The organism is Vulcanisaeta sp. EB80 (assembly GCF_002078205.2).
Window position 1 is genome coordinate 1 of sequence record NZ_LCWN02000095.1, and the last position, 6,671, is coordinate 6,671.

The 6,671-nt window shown below is 43.9% G+C and carries 9 protein-coding genes and 2 pseudogenes; 2 read left to right on the forward strand and 9 right to left on the reverse strand.

Annotation, left to right across the window (positions count from 1 at the left end; genetic code table 11):
* The 9 genes and pseudogenes from B7L70_RS11525 to B7L70_RS11565 all read right to left on the reverse strand — a co-directional run.
* Positions 1-388: class I SAM-dependent methyltransferase (locus B7L70_RS11525; protein WP_081228319.1), on the reverse strand; the 388-nt coding region annotated here is incomplete at its 3' end.
* Positions 389-428: 40 nt separating this feature from the next.
* Positions 429-770 (reverse strand): nucleotidyltransferase domain-containing protein, encoded by a 342-nt coding sequence (locus B7L70_RS11530; protein WP_081228327.1) that lies wholly within the window; start codon positions 768-770, stop codon positions 429-431.
* A pseudogene (locus tag B7L70_RS11535) lies at positions 754-1,131 on the reverse strand (HEPN domain-containing protein). The gene B7L70_RS11530 and the pseudogene B7L70_RS11535 overlap by 17 nt, the downstream one beginning before the upstream one ends.
* A 72-nt stretch (positions 1,132-1,203) precedes the next feature.
* Positions 1,204-1,632: a hypothetical protein gene (locus tag B7L70_RS11540; protein ID WP_081228320.1), complete on the reverse strand. Its 429-nt coding sequence runs from the start codon at positions 1,630-1,632 to the stop codon at positions 1,204-1,206.
* Between the two features lie 168 nt (positions 1,633-1,800).
* Positions 1,801-2,361: a hypothetical protein gene (locus B7L70_RS11545; RefSeq protein WP_081228321.1), complete on the reverse strand. Its 561-nt coding sequence runs from the start codon at positions 2,359-2,361 to the stop codon at positions 1,801-1,803.
* Positions 2,354-3,160, reverse strand: coding sequence for a hypothetical protein (locus B7L70_RS11550; RefSeq protein WP_081228322.1), 807 nt, complete (start codon positions 3,158-3,160; stop codon positions 2,354-2,356). The genes B7L70_RS11545 and B7L70_RS11550 overlap by 8 nt, the downstream gene beginning before the upstream one ends.
* A gap of 1 nt (position 3,161) precedes the next feature.
* The gene (locus B7L70_RS11555) at positions 3,162-3,890 is read right to left on the reverse strand and encodes a hypothetical protein (RefSeq protein ID WP_081228323.1); all 729 of its coding nucleotides are present in this window, start codon (positions 3,888-3,890) and stop codon (positions 3,162-3,164) included.
* Positions 3,891-3,971: 81 nt separating this feature from the next.
* Entirely contained in the window at positions 3,972-4,565 is a 594-nt protein-coding gene (locus B7L70_RS11560; RefSeq protein ID WP_143701644.1) for a hypothetical protein, read from the reverse strand.
* A 160-nt stretch (positions 4,566-4,725) separates the two neighbouring features.
* On the reverse strand, positions 4,726-5,679 hold the full coding sequence (locus B7L70_RS11565; RefSeq protein WP_081228325.1) for a hypothetical protein: 954 nt from the start codon (positions 5,677-5,679) through the stop codon (positions 4,726-4,728).
* Between the two features lie 100 nt (positions 5,680-5,779).
* On the opposite strand from B7L70_RS11565, the gene tsaA reads away from it, so the two are divergent.
* Together tsaA and B7L70_RS11575 are read left to right on the forward strand one after the other, a co-directional pair.
* Positions 5,780-6,394 carry a tRNA (N6-threonylcarbamoyladenosine(37)-N6)-methyltransferase TrmO gene (gene tsaA, locus B7L70_RS11570; RefSeq protein WP_081228326.1) on the forward strand — a complete coding sequence of 205 codons (615 nt, stop codon included), beginning with the start codon at positions 5,780-5,782 and terminating at the stop codon, positions 6,392-6,394.
* Positions 6,395-6,443: 49 nt separating this feature from the next.
* Positions 6,444-6,671: pseudogene (locus tag B7L70_RS11575) on the forward strand (4-demethylwyosine synthase TYW1); the annotation flags it as partial.

A 6,671-nucleotide genomic window follows, 5' to 3' on the forward strand; every position in this document is an offset into this window, starting at 1 on the left:
TTAGGGATTTCACGACATTACTCATGGATAGGTCATGGTCACCCCAATGATGGAGTGTGAAGACAGCCACCGCGGCATCAAACCTCCTATAACCAATCGGTAAAGCCCAGCTACTCCCATTCACGAAGTCAGGTCTCCAAAACCTACCCTGCGCCCTCCTTAGCATCGCCAAACTAACATCTACACCAACCACGTAATAACCAAGTTTACTGAGCTTATTGGCTAAGACACCCGTGCCAGGACCTATCTCGAGCACCTTGGCTGGGCTATCAACGATGCCCTTAATGGTATTAGCCGTCAATGAGTAGACCCATTGGAGGGCGACCTCTATGAACCTATACATCCTAGCAGTCCCCTCACCGAATTGCTCGAAGTACCCATACTGCATTGATTTCTACAAACTCTCGTGGTAGTTAAAGGTTATGTACCTATTCTATTTCTATCGCACGCCTTGAATGCTCAAGGTAATCCCTCGCCTCACCCTCACCGACTATGTGCAACTCCACTGGGGCGTCCCAGGGAAGCCCATACAGATCCATTGCCCTGACCATAATATCGACATAAAGTCTCCTCCTGTTAGCACTCACCGTGTCTGGAATAATTATTAGTATGTCTATGTCGCTAAGTACGGTAGTCCTGTCCTCAGCCACACCACCAATTACGTAAACCCTGGCATTGGGCACCAAATCCCTAGCAGCCCTTGCTATGGCACTTGCATACTCACGCCACCTCCTTAAGTGTTCGAAGTGGTACCTAACCCAACTTGACACTCCTAACCACCCCATCCAACAACTTCACCAACTCCCTAGCCACATTTATGGCCTTGCTTAAATCATCAGCGCCGTAGCTCACATCGCCATACCTCGCCTCGATATAGGCCTCCTCAAGCATGACCAAGACATCCCTATTACTAATGACGAAGCTTCTGATTTATTGAGCTTCATTAATAAAGCCGTGCGTCTCAAGTTCCTTTGATAATAAACCCAATAACTCCCTAATCCCGTGACCCCTAATTTTCACGCCGAAGATTTCGTAATGCACAGCCTTTACGTATAGCTGTATCCCCTGATCCACGAAGAACATTGCCAAGTCCACATCATCAATGGCCTCGCTTACCCTCAGTAAATTCATGGCCCTCCTCTTTAATTTATTCACGTACTCGCCACTCAATATTACTCATGGTTTTCCGCATTGACCTGCTTTTTATTTATTGAGGGGTAGGAAGTCCAGGGTTATTGTCGCGTTTTCCCCGTAGTGAACTGGTGCATTGGGTTGTACCAGCACTGAGATGTAGTAATTCCCCGGCTCAAGGGTTATTGTCTGCTCCCTACTGCATGCCTTTCCATTGGCGATTACATGCATAATAGCCACGTATTGCCCCCATTGATTCTCCACATAAACCCACGCATTATTAATCAACTCCCCACTATACTCAACACTAACAAGGGTCAGCGTCTCGGGTTTTGACACTGTAATCTCCGCAACGTGGTAGTAATATATGTACGAGGCGTTTGTGACAGTGATCGAGACCCTAAATAGGTACTTCGGCCTGAACTGTTGAGCTGAGCCAGTAAGAACAATGATTGTAAGGGCTATCATCACCAGGAACATTATCGTGAACAGAGTTCTCATCCTAGGGTTACTTTCTACTCCTAGTATTTAAACATTTCTATTACCAAACAAACTATGTCTTAAGTTTTACAATTAAAATAGAATATTTTTCGAAGAATAAAGGGGCATTTATAAACATATTACTTAAAATAAAGAGAGTAGAACGTATAAATATACTACAGCATTAATTTACTTAATCTCTATTGACTCATTGATACTATAAATTAGCCATACACCATTAACGATAAATACGTAGTTACCGCCTATTTCAAATCTAAAACTAGTATCAGTGCTATTAATGCTTGGAATACCTGGGAAACTCACTTCCTCAATAATCAAGTAATTGCCGGGGCTCAACGTAATGGCGCCATTGTTGGGATATACTCCAATTAATGAACCATTACTACTGTATATCATCATTGTTACGTTAACATATCCCGGCGTGTTCAGCTTAAACGTTATCCTGCCCTCCTTAAGTACCTTTAACTCCATCAATGTTATATCCACGACACCTTGATTATTAATGTACTTAATCTGCGAACTATTTAATGAAACATCAATATTCACGCCGGTTGGGCTTACGGTAAAACCGTTAATGTAGGATGCGTTGGGTGGTCTTTCGGGTATTATGGGTTGTTGAGTTATGCTGGCTATTATCTTAACGTTCTTGTAATAAGTTACGCTGGAGATTACCAGCGTTGGTATCAGTAGTAGGGTGATGATTACGAAGACAAGCAATGACCTACGCATACTCAACCACCTCAATCCTACCTGGCTTACCCTTAATTAAGGCTTTTGCTAGTGCAAGTAGGATTCCCTGCTCAATGCTCAGTTCTGTTATTGAGGAGTCATCAAAATATATGGAGTTTTTATCCGTGAATAATATGTACTCCTTAACATCTTTCAGTTTCCCTTTCTCAACACCGCCCATTATTATTGCCAAGTCCCCTATAACCAATGAATCATTGATAACGGAATACTGAATACCTAACCTACCCAACGCCATCCTGATGGCACTAATGGGGTCCTTAACCCTAACCATAGTCAAGACCTCCTCAATCAATGATGGTTTCCTAACCTCTATCCACCGCGCCCTCGTGGTTGCGTTCAACGCCGTTACAGCAAATAATACGGCGAATAAATACAACGGAGCATTGAAGTATGTCCTATAGGGAATCCTTATGTACATATACCCAGTAGCTGTAGGTATTATCGAGTCTCCCCCATAATACAGGTACCTGGATTGAAATATAAATACTGTTGCAAGCAACATGGCAGCCAACGATAGTGTGAAGAGCGATAGGTACAGCGAATACCTACTACTCCTCCACACAAGTGGTATCACTGCCGAGACTATAGCGTAGATAAAGGCCGCCAGCGCATTGGGTACAAATAGAAAGTAGTTACTACCAAGGAAGGCTATTGAGAAGCCAAGCGGTGTTAGTTTCTGTACGTATATATTAGAGACCAATGACCAAAATGGCACGAAGATCCAGGTAAGTACGAATGCCAGGGCAATTAATAATTGTATAATGACCTCAAGCCTCACATTAACCACCAACAGTGAAAACCCTATATAACGTTAACTGTGCCGTCACATTCGTGGTTGGGTATATGTACGTCACGGTTATCGGTAAATAAAGCGTGTACATATGCCCACTAACCAATGAACACTGAAACACATGCACATTAGGTAACTCCTCGGCATTAATCATTATACTTGTAGCGTTAACACCAGGCATTAGCAATACATGTAGTGGTAAATTACCAATCATGAAAAATACAAACTGCGACTCAGAATCATCGACCAGGGTAACGTTTGTGGCTCCATTTATCAATATTGGTATTGGTGTTGAGTATGTCAGGGTCAAGTTCAGCAGGCAATTACTGTAAGTTACATCACCAACACCCACGTTTATAACGACATGTATTGGCGCGACCAGGTAGAAGCCTATGTACATGGGGTCCCCATAGAACGTACCACTAACCAACCCCCTAATACCTATCGTACTCATACTCACGTACTGAGGCAGCAATGTGTAGGTCCCTTCCAGGGTCAATGGACCAACAACCCTCAGCGGCGATGATTGCCCGGTCCCGATGATCTCTGCGTAACCGCCCGTTACGGTTAAGTTACCCGTGGAATTAACAACGACTAACTTAATTATTAAGCCCCCACCAGTAACATTAACGCCCTCAACATCGACATAGGGAACCACGGTCATGGTGGCTGGGTGAACGCTTGAGGCGTATTGAATAGCGCCGTAAACAACGACCAATGCTATTACCGTAAGGATTAATGAAAAAATAATGAATAATTTTAAAGGGGTCATCTCTTACCGCCTAATTCCCATCAACCACTAAGTCAGCGGTAGAGGCACTGTTGCATTGCTTACAACGTTGTAGCCAAAGTATAGTGTCACGGTCTCGCTCAGGCTTGCGCTTAAGGGATTGACTGGTTGGACTAGTACTGATATGAAGTATGGTCCGGTGCTTAAGGGGCATACCGTGGGTGGGTTAGTTATGGGTTGACCATTGCTGATCACCTGGAAGATACACATTATATTATCGTGTGGATCCTGTACTATAATTGTCATGTTACCAATTATTATATTGTTACCGCTTGTCGTCACATTAGTTACGTATAACCAACCCGGCGTATTAACCACTAGGCCGAGCGCGTGGTAGAAGTATGCGTAGTAAGCATTGGTTAGATTTATTTTTGCTGTGAACCCTGTTCCTGTGGATAGTGCCGTGAAGTTTACGTAACCACTAAAATAACTGTTTAATGTGTATGGGAAGCCTTCGCTGTAGAATACTAACGGCGGTGTAGTGACTTGGGCTGTTATGACGCCCTTGTAGTAGTATATCACGTCAGCAAGTGCTACCACGCTTGCTAGCATTAACGCCATCGCTATTATCACCGCATACCTCCTCATCTTAGGGCTCCTCATACCGAACTTTATCACTTGTGTTCTCCTTTTTAAATTTTTCTTTCCATTATTTCCTATTTTTAATAATGATGTAAAAATAATATTTTTAATTTTGATAGAAATTGAAAGATGCCTATCCACCTACTGGCGGTAATGGTATTGATTCGTTGCCTACTACATTTCATGCCAGGTAAAAGCTTATTTTCTCACTCTGTCCAATCTGTAGTGACGTTATTGGTTGTACGAGGACTGATATATAGTACGTAGTACCTGGTTGTAACACACAACTACTCGTTGGGCTTATTGATGGGTATACCGTTCCAGGTGAGCACTCCTCATTTAAATTGTTTAGGTAACTCTGTAGGTTCGTAACCGTAGTTACGTTATTGCTACTTATTGCGTTGTTCACCATGGTTATTACCTGGGATGGTGTTAATGGGTAGTTCATTGTTAATGAGTTCTCAAGGGCAGCCACGGCTTGGAATAGCAGTAGCTCAACCTTACCGCAGTATTCACTTTTGCTATACGGTCCTTGGCTTGGGAAGCTTAGGGCCTGTAGTAGGGTGTAACTGCTTAATTTTGGGCAGTAGGTGTTTACTGCAGTGAATACTGAACTTAAGGTCTCGCTTGGTGGGTATTGCGATGACCATGGTGGTACTGTCGTGTGGGTCTTCCAATAACCCGGCGTGCACGATTGATAGGTCGACATTGGTAACGGTATTGGTGCTGATTGGTAAATCACCGGCAATATGCAGTATGTCTGGTTTTGTGGTGTTTGTATGTATAACCATAAATTACTTATTAATGCGGGGGTTGCGGTTACATTGGTTACATAAAGCCAACACCAACTGTAGGCATATAGCCCAAGTACCTCGTAGTAGTATGCATATGAGGCGTTCGTTATCTGAATCACCAGGTTAAACCCAGTCGATGTTGGTGTAGCTACGACGTAAGGTGGTGCATAACCATTCGGTCCCTGGAAGAATGATATTGGTGGTGGCGAGACTTGAGCCGTTATTACGCCCCTGTAGTAGTAAATGACGTCGGCGAGCGCCAGCACACTTAGGGCTAGTGCTGCGAGGGTGATAATTAACGCGATTTTATGTTTCAATTTTCCAATTTTTTCTGTTGACATCATACACTATTACCATATTTCCTTTTTAAATTTTTCCTTATTTCAATTCTAATCAACAAGCAGTCATAATATTAATAATGACGCATTAAGGAGGAAGCCTGTGAACTTCAAGGAGTTCCTCAGGGATGTCAAGGAGAAGGGGCTATTGAAGGACTTGGTGATGGAATTGCTTAGGGATAATGAGTCCTACATGGAGTTATCCAGGTACTTCGTGGTCTTCGACAACGGCCTGTTCCTTAGACCTATTGGTGTGGTTAGGCATGGATATAGTGATGATTTTGTTAGGAGGTCGTTAACAGGGGTTGAGGGGGTTGTTGAGGTCTTTGAGGAGTATATTGACGGTCTCAGGGGCATTGATGGCTTTTCCCACCTAATACTAGTATCACTGTTGCATGGCGTCATTAGGGAGCAGCGAGGGGTGCTTGTTGTTAGGCCTAGGAGACTTACAATGTTCGGCGTTGAGCCCAGTGAGTTACCTGAGGTCGGTGTTTTCGCCACAGATTCCCCGCATAGGCCAAACCCGATAGGGCTTAGTGTGGTTAGGCTCGTCGGTAGGGATGGTAGGTTCCTTAGGGTTTCTGGGCTTGACCTATTCGATGGCACGCCGGTCCTCGATATTAAGCCCTACACGCCTGATAGGTCTGTTAGGGTTGAGGATTTGGGCTTGCCTGATTGGTACGTTAGGCTTTGGAGACGGGTAGGCGGTGTTGTTTAACTTCGACCAAAAGTTTATATTTAAAGTACCGGTCTTAATTGTGACGTAAATGGAGCGTACTACTCAATTAATTAAGGAGCAGTTGAAGTACCACGTTATTGGCGAGGTTGGTGGTAGGGTTAAACTCAGGATTAGCGATGAGGCTAAGGCTAAGCTCATGAGGGCTGGTTACGGAATCTACAACCACTCCACGGTAGAACTCTGCCACTGGACCAGGAGTGCGTTAACCCAGGAACAGAGTTGCTATAAGTTCAAGTTCTATGGAGCACCTGCAGGT